Annotated in this window: 26 protein-coding genes and 1 tRNA gene; 17 read left to right on the forward strand and 10 right to left on the reverse strand. The window is 41.0% G+C overall.

Annotated features, from left to right (window positions below):
- Nucleotides 1–124: 124 nt before the first annotated feature.
- The 5 genes from AC04NP_RS07265 to AC04NP_RS07285 are packed head-to-tail and all read right to left on the reverse strand — an operon-like array spanning nucleotide 125 to nucleotide 5219.
- On the reverse strand, nucleotides 125–751 hold the full coding sequence (locus tag AC04NP_RS07265; protein WP_482858852.1) for an ABC transporter ATP-binding protein: 627 nt from the start codon (nucleotides 749–751) through the stop codon (nucleotides 125–127).
- Between the two features lie 5 nt (nucleotides 752–756).
- Nucleotides 757–1536, reverse strand: coding sequence for an acyl-ACP--UDP-N-acetylglucosamine O-acyltransferase (gene lpxA / locus AC04NP_RS07270; protein WP_482858853.1), 780 nt, complete (start codon nucleotides 1534–1536; stop codon nucleotides 757–759).
- Nucleotides 1533–2924 carry a bifunctional UDP-3-O-[3-hydroxymyristoyl] N-acetylglucosamine deacetylase/3-hydroxyacyl-ACP dehydratase gene (locus tag AC04NP_RS07275; protein ID WP_482858854.1) on the reverse strand — a complete coding sequence of 464 codons (1392 nt, stop codon included), beginning with the start codon at nucleotides 2922–2924 and terminating at the stop codon, nucleotides 1533–1535. The genes lpxA and AC04NP_RS07275 overlap by 4 nt, the downstream gene beginning before the upstream one ends.
- A gap of 4 nt (nucleotides 2925–2928) precedes the next feature.
- Entirely contained in the window at nucleotides 2929–3969 is a 1041-nt protein-coding gene (gene lpxD, locus AC04NP_RS07280; RefSeq protein ID WP_482858855.1) for a UDP-3-O-(3-hydroxymyristoyl)glucosamine N-acyltransferase, read from the reverse strand.
- Nucleotides 3970–3980: 11 nt separating this feature from the next.
- Nucleotides 3981–5219: an HD domain-containing protein gene (locus tag AC04NP_RS07285; RefSeq protein WP_482858856.1), complete on the reverse strand. Its 1239-nt coding sequence runs from the start codon at nucleotides 5217–5219 to the stop codon at nucleotides 3981–3983.
- A 60-nt stretch (nucleotides 5220–5279) separates the two neighbouring features.
- Here AC04NP_RS07285 and porX point away from each other — a divergent pair, with 60 nt between their 5' ends.
- Genes porX through AC04NP_RS07300 form a run of 3 tightly spaced genes read left to right on the forward strand, consistent with a single transcriptional unit; the run spans nucleotide 5280 to nucleotide 8498 of the window.
- Entirely contained in the window at nucleotides 5280–6842 is a 1563-nt protein-coding gene (gene porX / locus AC04NP_RS07290; protein WP_482858857.1) for a T9SS response regulator signal transducer PorX, read from the forward strand.
- The gene (gene tsaE / locus AC04NP_RS07295; RefSeq protein WP_482858858.1) at nucleotides 6832–7275 is read left to right on the forward strand and encodes a tRNA (adenosine(37)-N6)-threonylcarbamoyltransferase complex ATPase subunit type 1 TsaE; all 444 of its coding nucleotides are present in this window, start codon (nucleotides 6832–6834) and stop codon (nucleotides 7273–7275) included. Before porX ends, tsaE begins: the two co-directional genes overlap by 11 nt.
- Nucleotides 7272–8498: an alanine dehydrogenase gene (locus AC04NP_RS07300; RefSeq protein WP_482858859.1), complete on the forward strand. Its 1227-nt coding sequence runs from the start codon at nucleotides 7272–7274 to the stop codon at nucleotides 8496–8498. The genes tsaE and AC04NP_RS07300 overlap by 4 nt, the downstream gene beginning before the upstream one ends.
- A gap of 15 nt (nucleotides 8499–8513) precedes the next feature.
- Here AC04NP_RS07300 and AC04NP_RS07305 read toward each other — a convergent pair whose 3' ends face one another.
- Together AC04NP_RS07305 and AC04NP_RS07310 are read right to left on the reverse strand one after the other, a co-directional pair.
- Complete coding sequence (locus tag AC04NP_RS07305; protein WP_482858860.1) at nucleotides 8514–11060, reverse strand: ABC transporter permease; 2547 nt, start codon at nucleotides 11058–11060, stop codon at nucleotides 8514–8516.
- A 33-nt stretch (nucleotides 11061–11093) separates the two neighbouring features.
- Complete coding sequence (locus tag AC04NP_RS07310) at nucleotides 11094–11789, reverse strand: ABC transporter ATP-binding protein (RefSeq protein ID WP_482858861.1); 696 nt, start codon at nucleotides 11787–11789, stop codon at nucleotides 11094–11096.
- A gap of 208 nt (nucleotides 11790–11997) precedes the next feature.
- Here AC04NP_RS07310 and AC04NP_RS07315 point away from each other — a divergent pair, with 208 nt between their 5' ends.
- Nucleotides 11998–12699, forward strand: coding sequence for an arylesterase (locus AC04NP_RS07315; RefSeq protein WP_482858862.1), 702 nt, complete (start codon nucleotides 11998–12000; stop codon nucleotides 12697–12699).
- On the opposite strand, the gene AC04NP_RS07320 is transcribed toward AC04NP_RS07315, so the two are convergent.
- Both AC04NP_RS07320 and AC04NP_RS07325 read right to left on the reverse strand, forming a co-directional pair.
- Nucleotides 12696–13826 carry a hypothetical protein gene (locus AC04NP_RS07320; protein ID WP_482858863.1) on the reverse strand — a complete coding sequence of 377 codons (1131 nt, stop codon included), beginning with the start codon at nucleotides 13824–13826 and terminating at the stop codon, nucleotides 12696–12698. The two genes, AC04NP_RS07315 and AC04NP_RS07320, sit on opposite strands and share 4 nt — an antisense overlap.
- Entirely contained in the window at nucleotides 13783–14157 is a 375-nt protein-coding gene (locus AC04NP_RS07325) for a hypothetical protein (protein ID WP_482858864.1), read from the reverse strand. Before AC04NP_RS07325 ends, AC04NP_RS07320 begins: the two co-directional genes overlap by 44 nt.
- A 139-nt stretch (nucleotides 14158–14296) precedes the next feature.
- Between AC04NP_RS07325 and AC04NP_RS07330 the strand changes: the two genes are divergently transcribed.
- The 4 genes from AC04NP_RS07330 to AC04NP_RS07345 all read left to right on the forward strand — a co-directional run bounded on the left by AC04NP_RS07330 (nucleotide 14297) and on the right by AC04NP_RS07345 (nucleotide 18421).
- Entirely contained in the window at nucleotides 14297–15073 is a 777-nt protein-coding gene (locus AC04NP_RS07330; protein ID WP_482858865.1) for a DUF6503 family protein, read from the forward strand.
- 162 nt (nucleotides 15074–15235) lie between these two features.
- Nucleotides 15236–17410: a 30S ribosomal protein S1 gene (gene rpsA, locus AC04NP_RS07335; protein WP_482858866.1), complete on the forward strand. Its 2175-nt coding sequence runs from the start codon at nucleotides 15236–15238 to the stop codon at nucleotides 17408–17410.
- Between the two features lie 243 nt (nucleotides 17411–17653).
- Nucleotides 17654–17724 (forward strand) — tRNA-Cys (locus AC04NP_RS07340).
- A 79-nt stretch (nucleotides 17725–17803) separates the two neighbouring features.
- Entirely contained in the window at nucleotides 17804–18421 is a 618-nt protein-coding gene (locus AC04NP_RS07345; RefSeq protein ID WP_482858867.1) for a hypothetical protein, read from the forward strand.
- A gap of 42 nt (nucleotides 18422–18463) precedes the next feature.
- Here AC04NP_RS07345 and AC04NP_RS07350 read toward each other — a convergent pair whose 3' ends face one another.
- Nucleotides 18464–18679 carry a tyrosine-type recombinase/integrase gene (locus AC04NP_RS07350; RefSeq protein ID WP_482858868.1) on the reverse strand — a complete coding sequence of 72 codons (216 nt, stop codon included), beginning with the start codon at nucleotides 18677–18679 and terminating at the stop codon, nucleotides 18464–18466.
- Between the two features lie 225 nt (nucleotides 18680–18904).
- Between AC04NP_RS07350 and AC04NP_RS07355 the strand changes: the two genes are divergently transcribed.
- The 9 genes from AC04NP_RS07355 (at nucleotide 18905) to phnN (ending at nucleotide 23954) form a co-directional block, all read left to right on the forward strand.
- Nucleotides 18905–19069 carry a hypothetical protein gene (locus AC04NP_RS07355; RefSeq protein WP_482858869.1) on the forward strand — a complete coding sequence of 55 codons (165 nt, stop codon included), beginning with the start codon at nucleotides 18905–18907 and terminating at the stop codon, nucleotides 19067–19069.
- Nucleotides 19070–19448: 379 nt separating this feature from the next.
- Nucleotides 19449–19979 (forward strand): hypothetical protein, encoded by a 531-nt coding sequence (locus tag AC04NP_RS07360; RefSeq protein WP_482858870.1) that lies wholly within the window; start codon nucleotides 19449–19451, stop codon nucleotides 19977–19979.
- A 3-nt stretch (nucleotides 19980–19982) separates the two neighbouring features.
- A complete protein-coding gene (locus AC04NP_RS07365) occupies nucleotides 19983–20345 on the forward strand; it encodes a hypothetical protein (RefSeq protein ID WP_482858871.1) in 363 nt (120 codons plus the stop codon).
- A gap of 496 nt (nucleotides 20346–20841) precedes the next feature.
- Nucleotides 20842–21051, forward strand: coding sequence for a helix-turn-helix transcriptional regulator (locus AC04NP_RS07370; protein ID WP_482858872.1), 210 nt, complete (start codon nucleotides 20842–20844; stop codon nucleotides 21049–21051).
- 4 nt (nucleotides 21052–21055) lie between these two features.
- Nucleotides 21056–21292 carry a hypothetical protein gene (locus tag AC04NP_RS07375; protein ID WP_482858873.1) on the forward strand — a complete coding sequence of 79 codons (237 nt, stop codon included), beginning with the start codon at nucleotides 21056–21058 and terminating at the stop codon, nucleotides 21290–21292.
- A 275-nt stretch (nucleotides 21293–21567) separates the two neighbouring features.
- Nucleotides 21568–21783, forward strand: a complete 216-nt coding sequence (locus AC04NP_RS07380) for a hypothetical protein (RefSeq protein WP_482858874.1) — start codon at nucleotides 21568–21570, stop codon at nucleotides 21781–21783.
- 488 nt (nucleotides 21784–22271) lie between these two features.
- Nucleotides 22272–22478, forward strand: coding sequence for a hypothetical protein (locus tag AC04NP_RS07385; protein ID WP_482858875.1), 207 nt, complete (start codon nucleotides 22272–22274; stop codon nucleotides 22476–22478).
- A 35-nt stretch (nucleotides 22479–22513) separates the two neighbouring features.
- A complete protein-coding gene (locus tag AC04NP_RS07390) occupies nucleotides 22514–23371 on the forward strand; it encodes a bifunctional hydroxymethylpyrimidine kinase/phosphomethylpyrimidine kinase (protein WP_482858876.1) in 858 nt (285 codons plus the stop codon).
- Nucleotide 23372: 1 nt separating this feature from the next.
- The gene (phnN, locus tag AC04NP_RS07395) at nucleotides 23373–23954 is read left to right on the forward strand and encodes a phosphonate metabolism protein/1,5-bisphosphokinase (PRPP-forming) PhnN (protein WP_482858877.1); all 582 of its coding nucleotides are present in this window, start codon (nucleotides 23373–23375) and stop codon (nucleotides 23952–23954) included.
- Nucleotides 23955–24012: the final 58 nt, after the last annotated feature.

Here is a 24012-nt window from a genome sequence, read left to right on the forward strand (position 1 = left end):
GCCGAAATATCCATATTTTCAAAAGAATAGTGGCAATTTTAAATTAAATAATGTTGTTTTTTATTACGTAGTTTTTATACAAATATCTACAGTTTCAGCTCATGTATCCCTACCTGAAAAATCTTTAAAACTTTTTGAAATCGAGAAGGCTAATGACATCCTGACAGTATTTGTACTCATTTTTTACATTAGAACTTACAATGATTAATTTGTTTTTTTGCTGTTTGGCAACCTCCTCATGATACCATTCCACCCCTTTTTCGTCCAGATTAGTAGTTGGTTCGTCGAGCAAAAGAACCGGTACTTCGGCATAAAAGGCCAGCCCCAGTTTCAACCTTTGCTTCATGCCGGAAGAAAAATATTTAATGGGTTTGTGCAATGAAGCCGACAGGTACATGCGCTCTGCAACTGATTTAAGGCTTAATCCATCGACGATCTTTTTGAAGTTAAAATGAAACTGAATAATTTCCGACAGGGTAAATTCTTCTGTGAGCTCCATATAAGGGCTGGCAAATGTGTGGTCTTTGTAAAAAAGAGCAGCGGGAACACTACTTCCACCGGATTTTTTGTATTGAACGAACCCTGACGTTGCAGGTATAAATCCTGAGATTATCTGTAACAGGGTGGACTTGCCACTGCCGTTTGGGCCGGTGATGGCATAGGACCGGCCGTTTTTAAAGTGAAAGTCAAAATTTCTGAATACCCAGTTTTTCTGAAATTTTTTCCCCAATTCATGGACCAGGATATCCATTCGGGCTAATTTCTGAATCCTTTCATAATGCCACGGTCCGAGGTCCTTATAAAATTAAGAATCTCATCCCGTTCGTTGGAAGGTTTCATTTCCAGCTCAATAATATCCAGGGCTTTGGAATTGTTCAGGCCTCTCAGATAGATATTTCGGTAAATCTCCTGGATTTCCTGAATTTTTTCGTTGGAGAAATTCCTTCTTCTTAAGCCTATCGAGTTAATGCCACTGTAGCTTAGAGGTTCTCTGGCGGCTTTTGTAAAAGGGGGCACATCTTTTCTAACCAGGGAGCCACCGGATACCATTACGTGAGCACCAATTTTAACAAACTGGTGTACGGCGCTGGACCCACCGATGATGGCCCAGTTTTCCACCTGAACATGGCCTGCCAGTTGTGTCGTATTGGCGATAATGCAGTGATCACCGACATTGCAGTCATGGGCTATGTGAACGTAAGCCATGAGTAAACAGTTTTTACCGATCACCGTTTTGTGTTTGTCAATCGTGCCCCGGCTGATGGTCACATATTCCCTTACAACGGTATTGTCACCGATTTCTGCGGTAGTTTCTTCTCCTGCAAATTTCAAATCCTGCGGGGTGGAGGATATCACTGCACCGGGATAGATTTTAACATTTTTGCCGATCCTGGCCCCTTCCATAATAGTAACGTTGGAACCGATCCAGGTACCTTCGTCGATTTCTACATTTTTATGGATAGTACTAAATGGTTCTATCACTACATTCCGGGCAATCTTTGCCTGTGGGTGTATATATGCCAGCGGTTGATTCATGAGTCTTTTCGTACGATGCTTGCCGTCATTACCCCTTCACAGACTACGGTTCCACCCACAAAAGCCTGTCCTTTCATTTTTGCGATACCGCGTTTAATGGGGGCAAGAAGATCGCATTTAATGACCAGTGTATCCCCGGGTAAAACCATTTTTCTAAACCTGAAACTTTCAATTCCCAAAAAATAGGTCCAGTAGTTTTCAGGATCGGGAACGGTATTGAGGACGAGTATACCACCGATCTGCGCCATTGCCTCAACCTGCAAAACGCCTGGCATTACCGGATTTCCGGGAAAATGACCCTGAAAAAATGGTTCATTCATTGTCACATTTTTCACTCCGGCCACGGTTTCCTCATCCAGATGAAAGATTTTGTCGATCAAAAGAAAGGGGAATCGATGCGGCAAAATATTGCTGATCTGATTGATATCGAGGACCGGAGGCAGTTTGGGATTGTATTGGGGAACGTTGCTCTTTTGTTCCAGCATGATTCTTTTAAGTTTTTTGGCGAAGGCAACATTGGCGGCATGCCCAGGTCTTGCGGCAAGTATCTGGGCCTTGAGAGGTCTCCCTACCAGCGCCAGGTCTCCTACCATATCCAGTAGTTTGTGCCTGGCCGGCTCGTTTTTATAACGAAGCTCAACATTGTTAAGAATGCCTTCCTTTTTGACTTCAACCTTTTGTTTGTTAAACAATTTGGCCAGGTTATCCAGTTCGTGATCCTCGACTACCCGGTCAACAACTACAATAGCATTATTCAAATCTCCCCCTTTGATCAGATTGTTTTTGTGTAGCATCTCAAGCTCATGCAAAAAACAAAATGTTCGGCAAGAGGCAATTTCCTTGGAAAATTGGTTGATATCATTCAGCAGCGCATGCTGGCTTCCCAAAACAGGTGAATTATAGTCAACCATTACCGTAAGTCGGTAATCATCTAAAGGCAGGGCGGCGATTTCCACATCCCTTGATTTGTCCCTGTAGAAAATACCTTCGGGAACCTCAAAAAAGTTCCTCAGGGCATTTTGCTCTTCCGTACCTACTTTTTCAATTGAATCGATGAACATTTTAGAGCTGCCATCCATAATTGGTGGCTCAGGACCATCCAATTGCACCAATACATTGTCAATCTGCAATCCCACCAGGGCCGCCAATGTGTGTTCTACCGTATTTATCCTTGCACCATTTTGTTCTATCGTAGTTCCCCTCGATAAGTCCACCACATTATCCACATCCGCATCTACCACCGGTTCTCCATCCAGATCTACACGTTGGAATTTGATTCCATGATGAGGTTTAGCTGGCAAAAACGTCATATTGGTTTCTACACCTGTGTGAAGTCCAACCCCTGAGACCGTAACAGGTTCCTTGATCGTATGTTGCTTTATATTCATTGCTCTATTTGACAGTCGGCAAATTTAGTATTTTTTCTTCAAGTTCTTTAATTCGCTGATTTAATTCGGGAAGATTTTTGTAAATCGCAATGGCTTTGAGGTTGTCTTTATGATCCATAGAAGGCGCGCCCGAGACAATTTTATCATCTTTCAGGGACTTGGCAATACCTGATTGGGCGCCGATTTTGACGTTGTTTCCGATTTCGAGGTGGCCAACGATGCCGACCTGTCCTGCAATCACACAGTTGCTTCCCACTTTTGATGAGCCTGAAATACCTGTTTGAGCGGCTATTACGGTGTTTTTTCCTATTTCTACATTGTGCGCAATTTGGATCAGGTTATCTAATTTGACCCCTTCACGGATTACTGTTGAATTTAAAGTGGAGCAATCGATGACGGTATTGGCCCCAATATCCACGTGATCTTCGACAACAACGTTGCCTAACTGTGGAATGGTCTTGTAAGATCCGTCGTCCTGGGGGGCAAAACCAAAACCGTCGCTTCCAATCACACATCCGGAATGAATAACGCAGTAGTTACCGATTTTGGTGTTAGCATAAATCTTAACTCCCGCATGTATAACGGTGTTACTCCCAATAACCGAGTGATCACCTATGTAAACATGGGGATATATCTTGACATTATCGCCGATTTGTACATTTTGTCCTATATAGCTGAAGGCACCCCGGAAGATTCCTTCCCCGGTGATGCTGTCCTCCCCCATAAAACTCGGCTCCTCGACACCGGTTTTTTGAAAACTAATGATTTTATGGTACTCTTCCAGCAATATGGTGAAACTAAGATAGGGGTCCTCTACCAGAATTAGGGTGGCGGTTATAGGTTTTTTAGGGCTGAATCCTTTTTTCGCGATGATAGCACTTGCCCGGGTTGTGTAAATGAAATTCTCGTATTTTGGATTGGATAAAAAGGATATGGCACCATCTTTTGCTTCCTGTATGGTTCCCAGTGTTTTTATCTTCAAATCGTCATTCCCTATTACCTCCCCTTTCAATATATTGGCAATATCTTTTACTGTAAATTCCATTTACCTGTAAGTTAAATTTGATACAAATTTACATTTTTGGGCCAGCATAGGTAGTATTTTTTAACAATTTTACTCATTGCCTTGATGTTTGGCAAATCCGAAGCCTTTGCTACATCAATCAAGTTTCCGTCTTTGGTGAGTATATTGATTTTCTGTCCCTTTGAAATATAGGCTGCATTCGTCAAAAAACCTGTGTCCATAAAGTAGTTGCTTTCGCCGTCGGATAAATTGTATTTTTTGCGGATGGCATCCTGCAATCTGTGGATGGTTTTTTCATCAAACTTTTTGTTTGACATTTTCACTTTAAAAAGTTTTCTGTTTAGAAATAGCCTGCTCAATGTCGATAATATGGTATCCGTATCATCGACCCACATTTTAATACAGGCCCAGATATCAAAATCATCCAGTTTACAAAAAGCATCCAGGTAGGTGGGATTGCTGGCAAGATCCTGCGAGCTTATTTCATTTTTCAGAAAAATACCGAGGGCCGGGGTGAAAAAGATATCTTTGTTTTCCTGCACCAGTTCTTTTGCTCTGGTGATGATTTTTGATAGCATTTTTTCCGCACTGATGGAGGTCTTGTGTAAGTACACCTGCCAATACATTAACCGCCGGGCGCCAAGGAAATTTTCGACACTATATATGCCTTTTTCCTCGATCACTATCTGATCTTCGTGTACATCCATCATTTTTATAATGCGGTCGGCACCAATGGTACCTTCGGATACCCCGGTGAAAAAGCTGTCGCGGTTGAGATAATCCAACCGGTCTATGTCGAGTTGGCTGGAAACCAGTTGATGAAAAAACTGTCGGTGGTATTGTCCCGTATAGATCTTTAGCGCCAGGTCTAGTCTTCCGTCGAAAGCTGCGTTGAAATATTTCATAATGAGCAATGAAATCTCTTCATGACGCGTTTTTTTAAGAATAGATTTCTCGAGGGTATGAGAAAAAGGTCCATGCCCGATGTCGTGCAATAATATGGCAATAAGTGCGGCTTCGTATTCCACTTCGCTGATGGGATGTCCCTTGCTTTTGAGATTGTCTAAAGTGACAGCCATTAAATGCATGGCGCCCAACGCATGATGGAATCGGGTATGTAAAGCGCCCGGGTAAACAAAATCGGTTAAACCCACTTGTTTGATCCTTCGTAGCTTTTGAAAATAGGGGTGTTCCAAGATGTCGAAGACAAGGTTGCTGGGTATCGTTATAAACCCGTATACCGGATCATTAAAGATTTTTTTCTTGTTCAATCTTTAAAGCTATTTTTAATTAAATTTGATTGTTGTCAAAATAAAGTAAAAAAATAAACCATGCAAAGATATAGTATTTTGTGGGCTGATGATGAAATTGATTTATTAAAACCACATATTTTATTTTTAAATCAAAAGGGCTATGATGTGACGGGTGTCAACAGTGGTGCTGACGCCCTGGAAGCCTGTGAAACGGCACGATATGACATAGTTTTCCTCGATGAAAATATGCCGGGAATGACAGGCTTGGAAACTTTGAACCATATCAAATCGTCACGTCCGAATTTGCCGGTGGTGATGATTACAAAAAGTGAGGAGGAATATATTATGGAAGAGGCCATAGGATCAAAGATTGCCGATTACCTGATTAAGCCCTTGAACCCCAACCAGATACTATTATCAGTCAAAAAAATACTAGACAACAAAAGGTTGATCGATGAGCGCACGACCATTAGTTATCAACAGGATTTCAGAAATATCAGCATGGCTTATAATGATCATATGGATCATAATGAGTGGGTCGAGGTATATAAAAAACTAATTTTCTGGGAGCTGGAGATTGAGCAAACTGACAATAAGAGCATGTCTGAGGTGCTGGATATGCAGAAAGGTGAGGCCAATGCCAATTTCATTAAGTTTATTTCCGAAAACTACGAGACCTGGCTCAATGATCCCAATGTCGACAAACCAGTTTTGTCGCATCATATAATGAGGAAGAAGGTTTTTCCTGAATTGAAGGAAGGGCAAAGCACCTTTTTTATTGTCATTGATAACCTGCGTTATGATCAATGGAAAGTGCTTGAGCCCAGCATCAGCAATTACTTTGACGTCGACAGTGAGGAGGCCTACTATTCGATATTGCCCACTACCACCGCTTATGCTCGTAATGCCATATTCTCCGGCATGCTGCCTACTGATATGGCTAAATTTTATCCCAATTTATGGGTTGGAGAAGACGAGGAGGGTGGCAAGAATAATAATGAAGATCAGTTTCTGGAAAAAAATATTCAAAGAAGCAGGCTGAATATCAAACATAGCTATCATAAAATTAAAAACCTGGCCCAGGGCCGGCAACTCATAGATAGTATCAATAATCTGATGATCAACGATCTGAATGTGATTGTTTACAATTTTGTAGATATGCTTTCACATGCCAGGACCGAAATGGAAATGATCAGGGAACTGGCACCGGACGAAGCGGCTTACCGTTCCATCACCAAATCCTGGTTTTCGCATTCACCGCTTTTTGAAGTGTTAAAGATCATATCGGAAAAAGGAGGTAAACTGATTATTACTACTGACCATGGCACCGTCAGGGTTAAGAAACCATTCAGGATCATCGGCGATAGAAATACGAATACCAACCTCAGGTACAAGCAAGGTAAAAACCTGGCTTTTGAAGAAGATAAGGTATTGGTGGCCAGAAAGCCTGAGCACTTTCACCTGCCTAAAATTAATGTGTCAACGGCCTATGTCTTTGCTACGGATGATTACTTTTTTGCCTATCCCAATAACTATAATTATTATGTCAATTATTACAAAGATACCTTTCAACACGGAGGTATCTCATTGGAGGAAATGATCATTCCCATTATCTCTTTAAGCGCTAAAAATGCAGGTTAATGGAAAGATTCTGAAAGTTTTTGACCCTGTAACACCAGAAGATCTTCCAGCCGTGGCTGAGCGCATCATTGCACTGGCCGGAACCTGTAAGGTATGGCTTTTTGAAGGAGATATGGGTACAGGTAAAACCACACTTATCAGGGCTTTGTGTAAAGTTTTTGGGATCATTGATGATATAAGCAGTCCCACTTTTGCCCTGGTAAACGAATATGTTGACAGGCAGGAAACTTATTTTTATCATTTTGACTTTTACCGTATTAACAATGAGGAAGAAGCTATGGACATCGGGGCAGATGAGTACTTTTATTCCGGAAATGTGTGTTTCATTGAATGGCCGGAAAAAATTCCCGCTTTAATTCCTGATGAATTTCTTCGTATATTTATATCGATCAATTCAGATAATACAAGAAAAATTGTATTGGAAACAGTATGAAAAAACAATTTAAGCCTGAAATTGAGAAATTGGCACAGGAGGGAAGCTTATATCCGCAAGAGGCATTATTAAAAGTAAAAAAATCCCGTAAATCTGTTGTTTTTGGCATTCCTAAGGAAACCGGATATAAAGAAATCAGGGTTCCGTTAACACCTGAAGCTGTGGCTTTGCTGGTCAACAATGGGCAGGAGGTGTGGCTGGAAGCCGGTGCGGGTGAAAAAGCAAAATTTACCGACAAGGATTACAGCGATGCGGGTGCCAAAATAAAGTATGCTGCCCAGGAAGTTTTTGCGGCCAATGTAATTTTAAAAATCGAACCACCGTCTTTGGCAGAAATAGAAAACATCAAACCCGGCTCGACAGTGATATCAGCCTATCAAATGGGGCAGCAACATCTGAATTATATAGAGGCTATTAATAAAAAGCGGTTGATCTGTATCGGTTATGAAATGCTGGAGGATAAAGCCGAGGGTTTTCCGGTAATCAGGGCTATGAGTGAAATTGCAGGGAGCCTGGTGATGTTGATTGCCGCTGAGTATTTAAGTAACGCACACGACGGTAAAGGTATTCTTTTAGGTGGGATTACCGGGGTTTCTCCATCGAAAGTAGTGATTCTTGGTGCCGGTACCGTGGCAGAATATGCGGCCAGGACCGCTCTGGGCCTTGGTGCGGAAATCAAAATTTTTGATAACCATATCTATAAACTAAGGCGTGTCAAGCATGCCTTGGGCCATCAGATACATACGGCTATTCTGGATAACCTTACGCTTTCCGAAGCCCTGAAACAGGCTGATGTGGTTATTGGTGCCGTCAGGGCCGAAAAAGGCAAAGTAAGATGTTTCGTTAGTGAAGAAATGGTTGCGGCGATGAAGCCCAACTCTATTATCATCGATGTAAGCATCGATCAGGGGGGGTGTTTTGAGACCTCCCGTATCACTACCCATGAAAATCCTACTTACATCAAACATGGCGTAATACATTACTGCGTTCCCAATCTCACTTCCCGCGTAGCCAATACCGCCTCTAATGCCCTTAGTAACATCTTTACGCCAATTCTGCTACAAATTGCCGAGGTAGGTGGCGTGGAAGAAATGATTTTCACGTACAAGTGGTTTATGCGAGGTGTTTACGCCTATAACGGAAATCTCACCAACGCTCACATTGCCAATCGATTTAATCTGAAACACATGGATCTCAACCTGCTTATGGCCGCGAGGATGTAGTTGGTTGCAGTCACATCAAACCTCTCTCCTCAGCACCTCCAGAGGTGGTTTACTCAGGATGCCACGGCTGTTTAGTATACCGATAATGATTGTTAGGGAAGTGATGATCACGTAGACACCCAGAATCGGTAAAATGTTTGGCGTAAAGCTGGCATCAAAACTAAAATATGCCAGAAGCCAACTACTGATCATTGAAATGACGATGCCGGTAACCGAGGCCAAACTTCCTAAAAGAAAGTATTCAAGCGCGGTAATCTTCATAATTTGATTGCGGTTTGCCCCCATGGTTCGTAGTAGTACGCTTTCCTGAATCCTTTGATATTTACTCAATATGACAGAACTGATTAACACAAAAAAACCTGTTAGTATGCTAAACATTGCCATAAACCGGATCACAAAAGAAACCTTGCCCAATATCTCGTCAATGGTCGATAATATGAGCCCGAGGTCAATCACCGACACATTAGGAAAATTTCTCACCACAGCCTGTTGAAATTGCGCAGAGACGTTTTGTTGCTCCGTGCGGGTCATAATTACGTGAAATTGCGGGGCCTGTTCCAAAACACCTTCCGGAAACAAGACAAGAAAGTTGGTCTGCACCCTGTTCCATTCAATTTCCCGAAGATGGCTAATATAAGTATCGATCAATGCTCCCTGCACATTGAAAGTTAAGGTGTCACCGATTTTCACATTCATTCTTTCAGAATAACCCTTATCCAGTGAAATGTAAACAGGATCATCCGGTTGCTCGACTTTTCCCCTCCACTCCCCGTCTACTGTCTTTTCGCTGTCTATCAGGTGATCCCGATAGGTGACCCGGTATTCCCGGTTAAATGCCCACCTGGGAATCTCGCTCAGCGAATCCTTCTCCACCCGGGTTTTGTTTTTACCATTTATGGAAGTAAGCCTCATGGTAACAATAGGCGCCTCTTGAATAATCGGGAGTTCGTAATCAGAAGTCAGGCGATTCAAAGCTGTTTTTTGATTACTTTGAATATCAAACATCACCATATTGGGTTGGTTGTCGATACCGGACAACGACACTTTGTCCAGAAGCAGGCTTTGTGTAAAATATAAAGTGGTAATCAGGGCAGTGCCCAGTCCCACCGATATAATCAGGATTAAAGTTTGATTATTGGGACGATACAAATTGGCTAACCCCTGGCGCCAGGTAAAGCTCCAGGATACGGGGAAGTACTTTCTTACCGCCCACATAATGAGCCGTGCCACCGCGGTCAATATTAAGAAAGATACACCGAGCCCAAGGCAGAAAAATAAAGCGTCCAGCCAACCTCCGGTTTGCAGAAATGAAAACACATAAATAAAAGTGGTTATCAACGCATAAACAAACCAGTTTACACGGTCACTTTTCTGCTGTGTGTCTTCAAAAGATGCCCTTAAAGTAAGCAACGGCGATACTTTGCGAATTCCAAGCAAGGGAATCATAGCAAACAGCAGGGATATAAAGATACCAATACCGATGCCCCGGACTATGCTTGCCCAGGAAATGGCCAATTCAATTTCGATTGGGAGAAAATCTTTTAAAACATAAGGAAGCGTGGTCTGAATCAGACTACCGAGTACGGCTCCGATTACCGCCCCGATAAATCCCATCACCGCAATTTGGATCAAATATATCATAAGTGCCTGTATGCCTTTCAGGCCGAGGCATCTCAAAATAGCTACTGTAGCCAACTTTTCCCTCACATAAATGTGTACCGCACTGGCTACACCGACACAACCCAGTAACAAGGCCACAAAAGCCACCAGGTTTAAAAATTTGGATAAATTGTCAAAAGCATCCCCAAGATCATTTTTGGTTGATTCCACCGTGCTTATCCCCACTCCCTCACTTCTTAACCTTGGCCTGATGTTTTTAACCAGTTCCTTGACATCGGTATCTTCCGGCAGTTTTATATAATAACGGTATTGAATCCGGCTACCCTTTTGTTGCAGTCCGGTTTGCTCGAGATACTTCAGCGGTATATATACCGGAGGTGCAACGGTCGCGGCGATACCGTTTTGTCCGGGTAGTTTTTTTATCCGGCCTTCAATATAAAAAGACAAATTGCCTACTTTAACCGAGTCGCCCCGGTCAGCATTGAACTGCAGTAGCAAGGTATGGTCAACCAGTGCCTTTTGGCCCACTCTAAACTGTCCACTGGCGGATTCAGGCGCTGTTTCAATGTCGCCGTAAAAGGGAAAATCCCCACCCAGTGCCCTGACTTGCACAAGCCGCGTATCGTGGGTGCGTGGAAAATAGATCATGGAAGCAAAACTTCGCTCATGCGCCTGCTGACCACCGATAGAGTCGAGTAACAACTGCGTCGAGTCACTGAGTGGTTGGTTGTTTCTCAGCACCAAATCAGCGCCGAGCACCGTTTTTGCCTGACGTTCAATGTCTTTTTTTAGATTTTCACGAAATGAATTGATGGCTACAAGAGCGGCAACCCCCAGAATGATAGAGGAGATGAATAGCAATAATCTGGAACGGTTTTTACGGCTGTCTCTCCATGCCATTTGCCACAACCATCGATCAAAAAATAACAGTACTGATTTCATTAAAAGGGTTTGGGTTTTATTACTGTGAGACTGTTAAAACTTATTTTCACCTGTGGGAGTCAGCAGACTGTCTGAAACTAACTTTCCACCTTTAATTCTTATAACCCTTTGGGTTTTACTCGCCAGATCCATATCATGTGTTACCAAAACCAAAGTAGTGCCTGCTTCTTTGTTCAGATCAAAGATCAGTTTCACCACTTTATCACTGGTTTCTTCATCCAGGTTACCGGTAGGCTCATCAGCAAACAGGATTTTGGGTTCGTTGGAAAAAGCCCTGGCCAGCGATACCCTTTGTTGCTCCCCGCCCGACAATTGAGCAGGGTAATGATGCTTTCTGTCAGCTAACCCCACCCTTTCCAGCAGTTTTAAAGCCCTATCCCTGACATTTTTTTCACCCCTTAATTCCAGCGGCACCATAACATTTTCCAGGGCCGTCAGAGTGGGGATCAATTGAAAATTCTGAAATATAAATCCTACGTGTTGATTTCTGACAAACGCCCTTTCATCTTCATTGAGGCGGTCAAGTAGAATATTGTTGAGTGTAATTGAGCCGCTGGTGGCCCGGTCAAGCCCTGCACATAACCCTAACAACGTGGTCTTGCCACTGCCTGAAGGCCCCACGATGGAGAAGGTATCACCGGGATCAATTTCAAAACTAATATCATCCAACACCGTCAACGTGCGATGGCCACTTTGATATGTTTTTGTTAAATTTTTTACGGCTAACATTTTTTTGGTTCGGTATTTAAAACTTTAATTATCTGTAAGCGGTTAATTAAGAAGTAAGAATTGCGTTTATTTAACAACCATGAATATTAAAACGAATTGGTAACTTAGTTGTTTGTAAATATCGTACAAAGTGAATATTAATCCTATGAAAGGTCAACTATACTCATCAGTGGTTAGTAGTTATCCGGAATGAAATAATGCGTGTTTTATGGAAAAAGTTGTGCATAAACTGTTGCCATTTTTATTTGTTTTGGGGGTTGCGGCCTGCAATAATACTACCGGCAACAGAGAAAAACAGGAAGTAGCCCATCCAATCGAAAATAATGCTCCACAGACGAAGTCAGAGGAGAAAACGATTTTATTTTTTGGAAATAGCCTGACCGCTGGCTACGGGTTGGAGCCAGACAAAGCTTTTCCGGGGCTTCTCCAACAAAGAATAGACTCTTTGGGCTTAAAATATAAGGTCATCAATGCGGGACTCAGTGGAGAAACTACTGCCAGCGGCAATACCAGGATTGACTGGGTACTCAATCAGAAAGTGGATATTTTCGTACTGGAATTGGGGGGAAATGATGGACTACGCGGGATAAGTACTGAAGAAACCAGAAAGAACCTGCAACAAATGATTGACAAAATAAGATCAAAATATCCGGATTGCCAGATAATATTGGCAGGTATGCAGATTCCTCCGAATATGGGGCCGGAGTATACGGCCTCATTCCGGACCATATTTCCTGAAATTGCTGAAAAAAATCAGGTGGCACTTATCCCTTTTTTATTGGAAAGCGTTGGCGGGGAACCCCACCTTAATCAGCCGGATGGTATTCACCCCAACGAGAAAGGTCATAAAATTGTAGCAGAAAACGTATGGAAGGTGCTAAAGCAATTTTTAACAGAGGAAATCAGCTAATTGATCTTGCCTGAAAATCCTTTGAAAGCGCCATAAAATGGGAAGAACAATATCAGGCAGGCTATTGTAGCTAGGTGCTGAAAAATATTGGGAAGAAAAGTAATGCTAAAAAAAACAGTCAGCAAAATATAGGTTAAAGGGTGATAAATGGCTAACAACCGCCACTGGTTTAACCTTGCCAGCCAGCCATTTTCGCTGAGGAGTTTGATATTTACACCTGTAGAATCCTGCCCATCCTTTTCCTCCGAAAAAATAAACCGCTCATCCACATCAAATGCCCGGAGGGTGCTTTTCAGTACGCGGGCAAGAAGGCTGCCCCCTAAACCATGTACATAAACCCTAGGTGAATCGGGTGCAAAAGCCAGGTAGGAGATCAAAGCGGCTGCCATAAAGACACCAAAACTCAACCCAGATATCCAAAATGCCAGCGAATGGAAAACGATTCCTATCCACACGCCGGCAGCTTGCCATTTCCGGAAAAACAAAGTAACCGGCAAGACAACAATTTCAATAATCATGGTCTGCCAGCTTAGCATTTTGGAAATAAATTCATGCGATGACAGATCCGTTAAAAGTTCATAAGATTTGGCGTGAATAACATGTATCATCCAATGATCGAAATATTGACCCGTACGCCAGTCGATGTCCAGTATTTTGTTGATCCCGGAGCCGAAGTACATAATAATAAGTTGCCCATGAATAAGCCAGGGTCTGCCTTTGCTTTCACTCAGAGCCGTCAGAATATATATAAGGCCACAAAAAAATTTGGCATTGGAATAATAAGTTTTTGAAGAAAGCGTGCCTAGCAGAAATACACTTCCCAAAACAAAGCAGCTCAATCGGACTTTTTGATTGGTAAACAATAACAGCGCCGCAATGATAAAGGAAGTTTTGAGAGTTATCTGAAACAAAACCCCGTGAATATGGTCAAATACCGGTAAAAAGGGCAGAAAGGGTTGAGGTAAATGCTGAATATAACCTTTACCGATCAGGGCGAATGTAAGCAATTTTACCATCAGTAACAGATGCGATGGTAAATCAGTACCGCTTAATTTGAGAGGATTGTAACGGGCAGAATTCATATCATTGTTGCGGCTGCCATTGCCAGGTTTGTTCCTGGCCGCCATTAATACGATAACTTAAAACAACTTTGGTCCGGTCATTTTTTCCATAGGTTGCTTCGTATTGCCTGATCATATTTTTTACATTTTTAATGGACCTGGATTCAAGATTTACCCATTTATAAGCACCGTTGTTCCAATATCGCCAGGTATTTAGATGATATCTTTCGTTGATTTGTTTACTGGTCAAAGGTTTTCCATCGATGGTTACAGATAAATGATAAACGCATTGTTGATCGTGAGGAGCCCAGCAGAAGTATTTAGGTATATCAAATCGGGCACAAACAATCATTAAAAGCTGAAGAGAGAGCATGAGTACGCCAAGTAGTAACTTCATAGGTTTAAAAAAATAGACAATTTACGAAAATACATAAAAATTTGAATAATGTAAATCACCGGTAATCCTTCAAATTCGATTTCGTGTTAACTTTTAGTAGGGGTTATCCGTAATAAAGTTACTGATTGTTGAATTTTTTATGGATGAATTGATTTTTAACCACTTGCCGCCGTTGCGGTTCAGGGCGGTTATTTACATATGTGTGATAGGGGCAATAGCCTGGTCCTGTAGCGAAAAGCCGGATCCGCAGGTCATTATTGATAAAGCCATCGAAAAGCACGGAGGTGAATTTTATAATAATGTTTTGATCGCATTTGATTTCCGGGACCGGCACTACACTATTTTGAAGAAAGATAGCTGGTTTGAATATACGCGTTCTTTTGAAGATTCACTGGGCGATTTCAAAGATGTATTAAACAATGAAGGTTTTTATCGCATGTTAAATGGCGTAAAGATCGATATTCCTGATAGTATGAAAGCAAAATATGCCCGGTCTGTTAATTCGGTGGCCTATTTTGCGATGACCCCTTTTGTCTTAAATGATGAGGCCGTCAGGAAAAAATATATAGGTATGTGCTCTCTGAATGGCCAGAAATACCACAAAATCCGGATTTCATTTGAAAAAGAAGGCGGTGGGGAAGACTATAACGATGTTTTTGTTTACTGGATTAATAAAGACTCCTACACCATGGACTATTTCGCTTATGAATACGAAGTCGATGGAGGAGGTACACGATTCAGGGAAGTCCATAACCGGAGAAGAGTGGGGGAAATATTGTTTACCGATCATGTTAACTATAAATATACTTCGGAAGATACCCCATTAAGCGACTATGATCAGTTGTATGAAGACAACCAGTTGACCAAACTCTCCCACATTAATTTGGAAAATGTGACGGTAACGCCGTTAAAGTGAAAATATTTATCCCCATTAGTAACAGGTACGTAAATTTTTGCTACCTTTGCACTCCATTCAAAAAGGATGGTCCTGCCAAGGCGGGAATTGTTAAACGAAAACCTTAGTTTTTGCCTGCTTAAGGTAAATGACTATTGTAAGATTACAGCTTAAAAATACACTATGAGCGAAACACCAGAAGAGTTTGATTGGGATAATGTTGAACCGAAAGGATTTGGGGAGAATTATTCTGATGAAGAAAAAGAGGCATTGATTAAATTGTACGAAGGTACCCTAAATGAAATACAGGAAAAGGAAGTGGTCACAGGTACCGTTGTAGGTATATCTGACCGTGATGTTATCCTGAATATTGGATTTAAGTCTGACGGCCTGGTTTCAGCCTCTGAATTCAGAGATTTGGAAGACCTGAAAATAGGCGATGAAGTACAGGTTTACATTGAAGAGCAGGAAAACGCGAATGGACAACTGGTACTTTCCAGGAGAAAAGCCAAAATTGTTAAAGCCTGGGAGCAAATACAGCAGGCCCTGGATAAAGACGAAGTGATTGAGGGCATGGTGAAAAGAAGAACCAAAGGAGGTTTGATCGTCGATATATTCGGTGTGGAGGCCTTCCTGCCCGGATCACAGATCGATGTCAAGCCTATCAGGGACTTCGATGTGTTTGTGGGCAATAAAATGGAAGTGAAAGTTGTAAAAATCAACTACTCCAACGACAATGTGGTCGTTTCGCATAAGGTGCTGATAGAAAAAGATCTTGAAAAACAAAAAATAGAAATCCTTAACAACCTTGAAAAAGGGCAAGTACTTGAAGGTGTCATCAAAAACATGACCAACTTTGGCGTGTTCATCGATCTTGGAGGCGTTGACGGATTATTGCATATTACAGATATTTCCTGGGGCAGGATTAATCATCCCGAAGAAGTGCTTCAACTGGATCAGAAAGTGAACGTGGTAGTGTTGGATTTTGATGATAACAAGAAGCGTATTTCTCTGGGCATGAAGCAATTAACGGCCCATCCATGGGATTCTCTACCGGAAGATATTCAAATCGGATCCAAAGTAAGCGGCTCGATCGTCAATGTGGCGGATTACGGAGCCTTCCTGGAAATTCAGCCAGGTGTGGAAGGTCTGATTCACGTTTCGGAAATGTCCTGGTCGCAACACCTGAGAAATCCGCAGGATTTTATCAACATCGGTGATAAGCTGGAAGCCGTAGTGTTGACACTGGACAGGGAGGAAAGAAAAATGTCACTGGGTATCAAGCAACTGACTGAAGACCCATGGACCAAACAGAATGTATTAACAAAATATGCCGTTGGTACCAGACATAAAGGTATTGTCAGAAACCTGACTAACTTTGGTTTGTTTATAGAATTGGAAGAAGGTATTGACGGCCTTGTACACGTTTCCGACCTGTCGTGGACCAAAAAAATCAAACATCCGTCCGAGTTTGTAAAAGTAGGAGACGAACTGGAAGTGCAGGTATTGGAGTTGGATGTGGACAACAGAAGGTTAGCCCTTGGCCATAAGCAGTTGGAAGAAAATCCGTGGGATACTTTCGAGACTGTCTTTACGATAGGTTCGGAGCACAAATGTTCGATTTTGAGCAAAACCGATAAAGGGGCCGTTTTGGAATTGCCTTACGGTATTGAAGGGTTTGCCACTACAAGACATCTTGTGAAGGAAGATGGTAGCACTGCTGAGGCAGGTGAGACGTTGCCCTTTAAAGTCATTGAGTTTTCCAAAGATGACAAGCGGATTGTCATGTCACATACCAATGTGCATTCCGCACCACCGGAATCTTCCAGATCGAAGCGCAAAAAATCACCTAAGAGCACCATCGATAAAATCAACAAGGAGTCTGAGAAGTCTACCCTTGGAGATTTGGAGGCTTTGTCTGCGCTGAAAAGCCAGATGGAAGGCAAGACCGCTCCACCACCTGCGGAGAAAAAAGCACCGGAAGCTAAATCAGAGGTTAAGGGCCAGGTAAAGCCTGCGGAAAAACCAGGGGAGACAAAAGAGGCAACAACCGCTGGCGAGCCTAAAACCGAAACCGTTAAAGAGGCTTCCGTAGAAAATAAGGCAGCAGGATCCGCTGAAACTGAGGCGGCAGAAGTTAAGGCTGAGGTAGTGGAGGAGCCTAAAGCCGAAAAGCCCGCGCAAGATATCGAGGAGCCCAAAGCGGAGGAAAAAGCGGTAGAGGAGGTGAAAGCTGAAGTTGCCGGAGAAGCGACAGGAGAGCAAACGGAAGAGGAAGAAGCCATCAAAAAAGAGGCTACTGCCGAGGTAAAGGAAGAGGTCGACGAAAAGGCCAAAGAAGAAAAAACCGAAGAGTAAAGTCTTTATTTTATAAATGCAAATCATCTCAGGGGGGTATACGCCCCCTTGAAAAAAAACCAAGACTTTACACTCCCCTTGGGGATGGAGGGTGGCATTGAGATGTGTTTTGCGTAACAGCAAATTATTTTGATACGTGCAAATATCCTTTTTTTAGCCCATTCGATAGCTTTTTTAAAAATATCAAGGGAAATTTTGAACAAAAATTAAAAACTTTATAGATTTGATCATCTAAAAAAATAAGGTCGTGTGGCCGAGTGGTTAGGCAGAGCTCTGCAAAAGCTCGTACAGCGGTTCGAATCCGCTCGCGACCTCTTCTTTTTTTCTTATCAAGCTCATTATCAATCAGTTACGAACACACAAATTTCAAAGGTGCGGTTTCAATTGAAAGGTATGGACAATAATACTGGTGAACATAATTTTTTAACCAAGACTCAGGTGATAAATGCTGCTGATCCTATCTTTGATTTTATCTCAACAAATGCAGCAAACTTCAATGATGTAAAAAGCATATTCCAAAACGGGAATTACGGAGAATATTACGAAGATGCAATTTCTTTGCTAAAGGAAATCGGGTTTATCAAAGATGCGAAAAATAAATCCGGTCAGGACATTTATGAACTCCCGGAGTGGGTTAAGCTTCATATGAAGGGTAAAAGATTTACCAGCTTCTACAGCCCTAAAAAAATGGAAGCGATAAAACATCAATTTGTGGGATTGCTAAAAAAAAATAAAGGCAAAGTATCATATGATCAGTATATTAAGCACTTTTCCGCTTTCGGATTTGATGATAGAGAAACATTCCATTATAAGGATGTCCTTGTAAAAGAGGGAGTATTAGCGGATTATTTTTCGAAAGAAAATGAGCCTGGTATTTTACTTGTTGGGTATGAACCCTCTATCAAAAAAGTAAAATCAAAGATTAAAGAACATATCACTTTGGGAAAAATTGGAACCATTGTCACAATTGTTGGGGGGATAGTACTCATAATAACGCGTTGTTCAAATTGAATTTACAAAAACAGTCCATTGCGTTAATATCCTGGCAAAAAATTAAAGCACCTTGTCGAGTAGTTTTTCCGCCGGATTTTCCAATCTCATTTCTTCCTCAATGCTGGCGGTGTAAATTTGGGTAGTGGTGGAGCTGGCATGTCGCAATACCTTCTGAGCATCTTCAATAGATCCGCCGGATTTGATGATAGTAGTTGCTACAGTATGGCGTAATGAATGCACTGAATATTCTTTACCATCCAAGCCAATTTCACGCAATCCTTATTTGATCATTAGCCGAATGGATAACGTAGCTAATCGCCTGCCTTTGTTCTGGTTACTTTCAGAGACAAACAATGGATCGGTGTCCTGTATGTCACTGCGGATGTTTAAAGACGCAATTGCAAACCAGTCCATCAGTAGAATGAAATTTGAGATCCCCATTAAATTGGCAAGTCAAGAGCAAACCAATTTTAAGCTTTGATTATTTCCTCATGTATCCTAATGCCCGACCCCATCAAACATATTACCCTCCGCTTGGAGGTAGACTACACCAACGGCAACAAGCTGGCGAAAGACTTTAATACCGTCCAGACATTTGCCCAATTCCTGAAGTATAACCCGGATATTGCCGGACGCGTTGGATACATTCCCAAGAAAAAGATTTGAAAGCTATCGGCAACAAGCTACGCAAAATTCTCAAGTCTAGCATTGATCTGGTTTTTTATTTTTAGTGGCCAATACATTGCTGTAAGAAAAGATATCTTTTTCATTTCTAATAATTAAAAAGAAATTTTCACAAGGTTAAATGAACAATTCATTCATCATTTCTCACATATTATTGTCTTATTTGGGCATTTGATGTAATGTTTTGTCTATTTATGTGTTTTATTTTCAGATCATAAGTGATTTTTTTACGTTAACTTGTATACGATATTATATACAAAATGATCTTGATTACAAAAAGAGCAATGCATAGTTGGCAAGCAATTTGCACTTAAGAAACTAACAGTTATACAGTACTTCTTTCGGTCTCTAAAGGTCTGGTATGAATCTTACTATTAATCATGATGGAATAAATCAAAATCAATGGGTAACCACATTTGATGTTGTTAACACAATCCTTAATGCGGCAAAATTCGTTCTTGGATTGGGGGGAATAATTATAGCTACACCAATATTATTAGTTGGTATTGGTGTTTTGTATTTTACACTTGTGTGGGCAAATATAAAAAACCGGAAGGCTACTCAAAAAATTTACAATGACATCCCTAATATGACGGATAAGGAATTGATAGAATGGCATCTTCTTTATGAGCGGGCATATAGGGATTTATCTAAACTTGTAAGAAACAAGTTCAGCCATTCTACTTTTTATCTATATAAGCCTGTAATATGGCAACTACGTAAATTTGTAAAAAGCCTCAAGTCAGCAGAGGAGGTCTTAAAAAAAGCTGCTTATCCCGAACTTCATCGTAAACCATCCAAAGACCAAATTGAACGATTAGTGAATACATATTCTGAAGTTCAAGATTGGGATAATGATGATTACGATATCTATGAAAAAGAATATCTTTAATTAATGCCAAGATACGACGTCGGTGAAGTTGTATTAGTATATTTTCCCTATAAAAATCACAATGGAGAAATTCAAGTAAAGACCAGGCCAGGACTTATTTATCAATTAGATGGGGACAGGGAGAGGGTAATCATTCAAATAACAACCACTAACAGATCCGATAAATTGCCTGGCAAATGGATCCCAAAAGCTTCTGAAATCGGTAAAAAAATGGGGTTACTCTCTGATTCATTTATAAATGTTGGTACACTGTTATGTCTAAAGTTTGAAGATATCATTAGAACTATAGGATTTTGCCCCATCATGGATGAAATTGAGAAAATTGTAAAAGATAATACTATAAAACCAAAGGATTGGTATAATTAGACTAACTTCTATACCAAAATCTTTGTTCTTTACTTTCTTTTAATTCTCCGAGCCTTAGCTTTCAATTCCGGATAAATTTTCTTAATTTAATACTTCGACCTAACCAGTAATACCCATGAATACTTTTTCATCGGCTGAAGTAATTCAGCTAATTTCTCCGTTTCCCAATCAGTAGACAAAGCCAGCTATCTCCCAAATGGTTCGCTTTTTCCGCCTAAGCTGCTGGAATTGCCGATTATACACCTGGGCTTTAAAAAAATTGTACATTACGGTACTGGCGTTTATGGCTAGCATATAGGGGAAGAAGGTTTCTAAAACCTCATTTGCCTGTTGTAGATTTGATAAGTTTTTCATTGTAACAAGTGGTTGAATTCAATTGTAACTTGAATACATATAGTGAATTTATTTTTGTATATAAAATTTTCAAACTGTTATTTATACAATTCATTTTTGTGTTTATACCTTTTTGGCTAAATTTGCGTATACATTATAAATTATGGCAGAAAAATTAAATCGAATAAAAGTAGTGCTGGTAGAAAAAGGTATTACCCAGGTGCGATTAGCTGAGGCCATTGGTCGAAGCAAAAACGCTATTGCATCAATTTGTAATAACAAAAGTCAACCTCATCTATCGGATTTAAAAAAGATAGCTGATTTCTTAGACGTAGATATGTCTGAGTTATTGGTTAAAACTAAAGCAGATTAAAACAATGGATAACGAAATATTAAAACTGTTAAATCAGGAAATCATTGAAACCAGGAAGCTCGCCACGGCTGCACAGACTCAAGCAGTAGCAGCACAGCAACAGGCAAACGCGGCCTGGGAGGGTGTTAAAGAATTGAAATTGCAAACTGCTCAAATCAGGGAGCTGGTAATCATTACCCGCAACGAAATGCAACTACGTACCCGGCCTTGGTGGAAAAAGCTGTTCGGGATTGGAGGCTAAATAGTTATAAAATTGACTGATAGATGAATCGGCCTGATAAGCTTGATCTTATACTCAATAAGTTGGTTAAAATAAAAGATAGACCAAATTCCATTTTAAAGCCAGAGTCCATATTTGGTAGAACAATTGATAAGGAAGAAGCAATAACGCCAGTCAACCGCCATGAGATGTATTAAAAGACATTGCCAATGCGTTAGATGTAGACATTAAAGACCTGCTTGTTTCAACTAAACAAGATTGATAAGTATATTATTGGATAAAATCAGATTAAAACAATGGATAACGAAATATTAAAACTGTTAAATCAGGAGGTAATCGAAACCAAAAGGCTTGCTAGTGCGGCCTGGGAGGGTGTAAAAGAGTTAAAACTTCAAACGGTTGAAATGAGGCAACAAACTGCTGAAATCAGGGAGCTGGTAATGATTACCCGCAACGAAATGCAACTACGTACCCGGCCTTGGTGGAAAAAGCTTTTTGGCATTGCAAGTTGATGTGACTAAAAATATATTAAGACTTTGGACAAGTAATATCTACTATGGTTCAGCTAAAGTCATAAAAGATCAAAGATATTATTATTGGTCATATTTATAGTTATCTCTATCATGAAAAAGCAAAAGTTATAGAAGGGTGTGGAATAAAATTTACAGTTGACAAATCCCTTTTTATCCTCTGTATCATCGGTATCCTAAAGATGAATGAAACAGAAATTCCCGGATTGTTTTTACTGGTAAACAATAATTTTATCTAAGTTATCCGGATTTTTGAATGCTCTCCGGGATTTATCTGCCATGTTACGGTCTTATTGCCCGAAAAGGAAATGATGGGGGATAAGGTTCGGTTGTGGCCACTATATTTTTTTTCAACGAAATAAAGCCCTGATCTGACCAAGAGCGTAGTTTACCACTCAAGTTTCAAATTAATCATAAACTAATTATAGGCTAATAACAAACCCATATATGCTTTTTATATTTCATTCAATATGGAAATAAGATTGATGTCTATCAATACCTGGAAGTGTGATGGTGAGTATTACCAAAGGATACAAACCTTGTTCGATGGTTTGAAAAAAATAGATCCTGATCTCCTGGCATGCCAGGAAGTTTTTCATACGACTGACGGGAAAGTGAGCACCAAAGATGCAATTGCTTCTGCATACCCCAAGCACATCATTAGCGGTTGTCGATAGCCAAGTGGTACTCAACGAGGCGGAAAATGGTATGTATGCCAGTGATCATTTTGGACTTTATGCAAAATATAAAATACAGTGAGGTGAGTGATAACTTCAAAGTACTGGCCATTAGCAGTTTATCGAGTACCGGAAATGCCGGTCTGAAAAACTTAATGAGTATACTTGGTACAAGAATAATTCCGGTACCTACGCTGTTAATAAGCGGCCTAGGCAATATGGATGGCCACAGAAGATTTGCTATTCCCTTCAAAGATTTTCTGTACGAAACCATGATAATGGCAAAGAAAAATAGCTATACGCTTATTGTATACACGGGCTATCTCGATGATGTCTCACAGGTTGATATCATCATCGAGGTATTGCAGAAGTTCAGGGAAATGATCAGGACTGTGGTTGTGGATCCGGTTTGCGGAGATAATGAAAGCGCTTATGTCAATGCGTCGATCATTGCCGGGCATGCGAGGTTATTGGCGTTAGCAGATTGGGCGCTACCCAACCAAACAGAGTTAAGGCTGATCATGGGCTACGAGTTTGCCGCAAGCCTGGATGTGATTCTAAAACGCTTAGGCAATAAATTTCCCGGAATGCAGTATGTGATTACCGGTGAAGTGGTCAACGAAATTATCAATAACTATGTCTTCGATGGGGAAAGATTGTCGGTTGTTCGGCAGACTTACTCAGGTTGTTCTTATTCCGGAACCGGCGATGCTTTTGCCGCTCTTTTTATTCATTATTGTTTTTTTCAGCATTTGTCTCCTGTCGACGCGGTGAAGAAGGCAGGAAGCGACGTGATGCAGTTCGTTACGGCGAGTATGCGGGAAGAAAGGGCATGCCATGATTTGCAAATAGCCCATCAGTTTTTATCTCCGGCACAATCAGATCAGATATAATATGAGTAAAGGAAAGCTTTTCTATGTTGTTGGCCCTTCGGGTGCCGGTAAGGACACACTCATTAGCTATGCGAAAAAAAAAACAGAGGGCAAAAAGACCATCTTTGTTCGAAGATACATTACGCGACCTGCAGATGCAGGAGGGGAAGACCATATTTCCATTAAACCGGAAGATTTTAAGAAAAAGCTAAGCCAATCCTTTTTCGCCTTATGGTGGGAAAGTCACAGCAATTTTTACGGCATTAGCGGAGAGATTGATGACTGGATCGAGGCCGGATATCATACTGTTGTGAATGGTTCCAGGGGTTATTTGCGAAAAGCGCTGGCAATATACCCTGATATGATCACAATTCTTGTAGAAGTCAGTGAAACCGTCCTTAAAGAAAGGCTAAGAAACCGGGGCAGGGAAACCGATTCGGAAATTGAGCAGCGGATCATCAGAAGCAGAATGTTCGATAACTTTGCGGCCCCCAATCTTATCAGGCTAAAAAATGACCATGCGCTGACCATCTCAGGAGATCGATTTGTGGATATTATTACTAATTATCCATCTCATAACAGGGCAACTGTCTTACACGAATAATACATTTCTTTTGTTTGGTTAGTAATCGCAGGTTTGTTTATTCGCAATCCGGGAGATA

Source organism: Agaribacillus sp. DX54 (assembly GCF_056858335.1).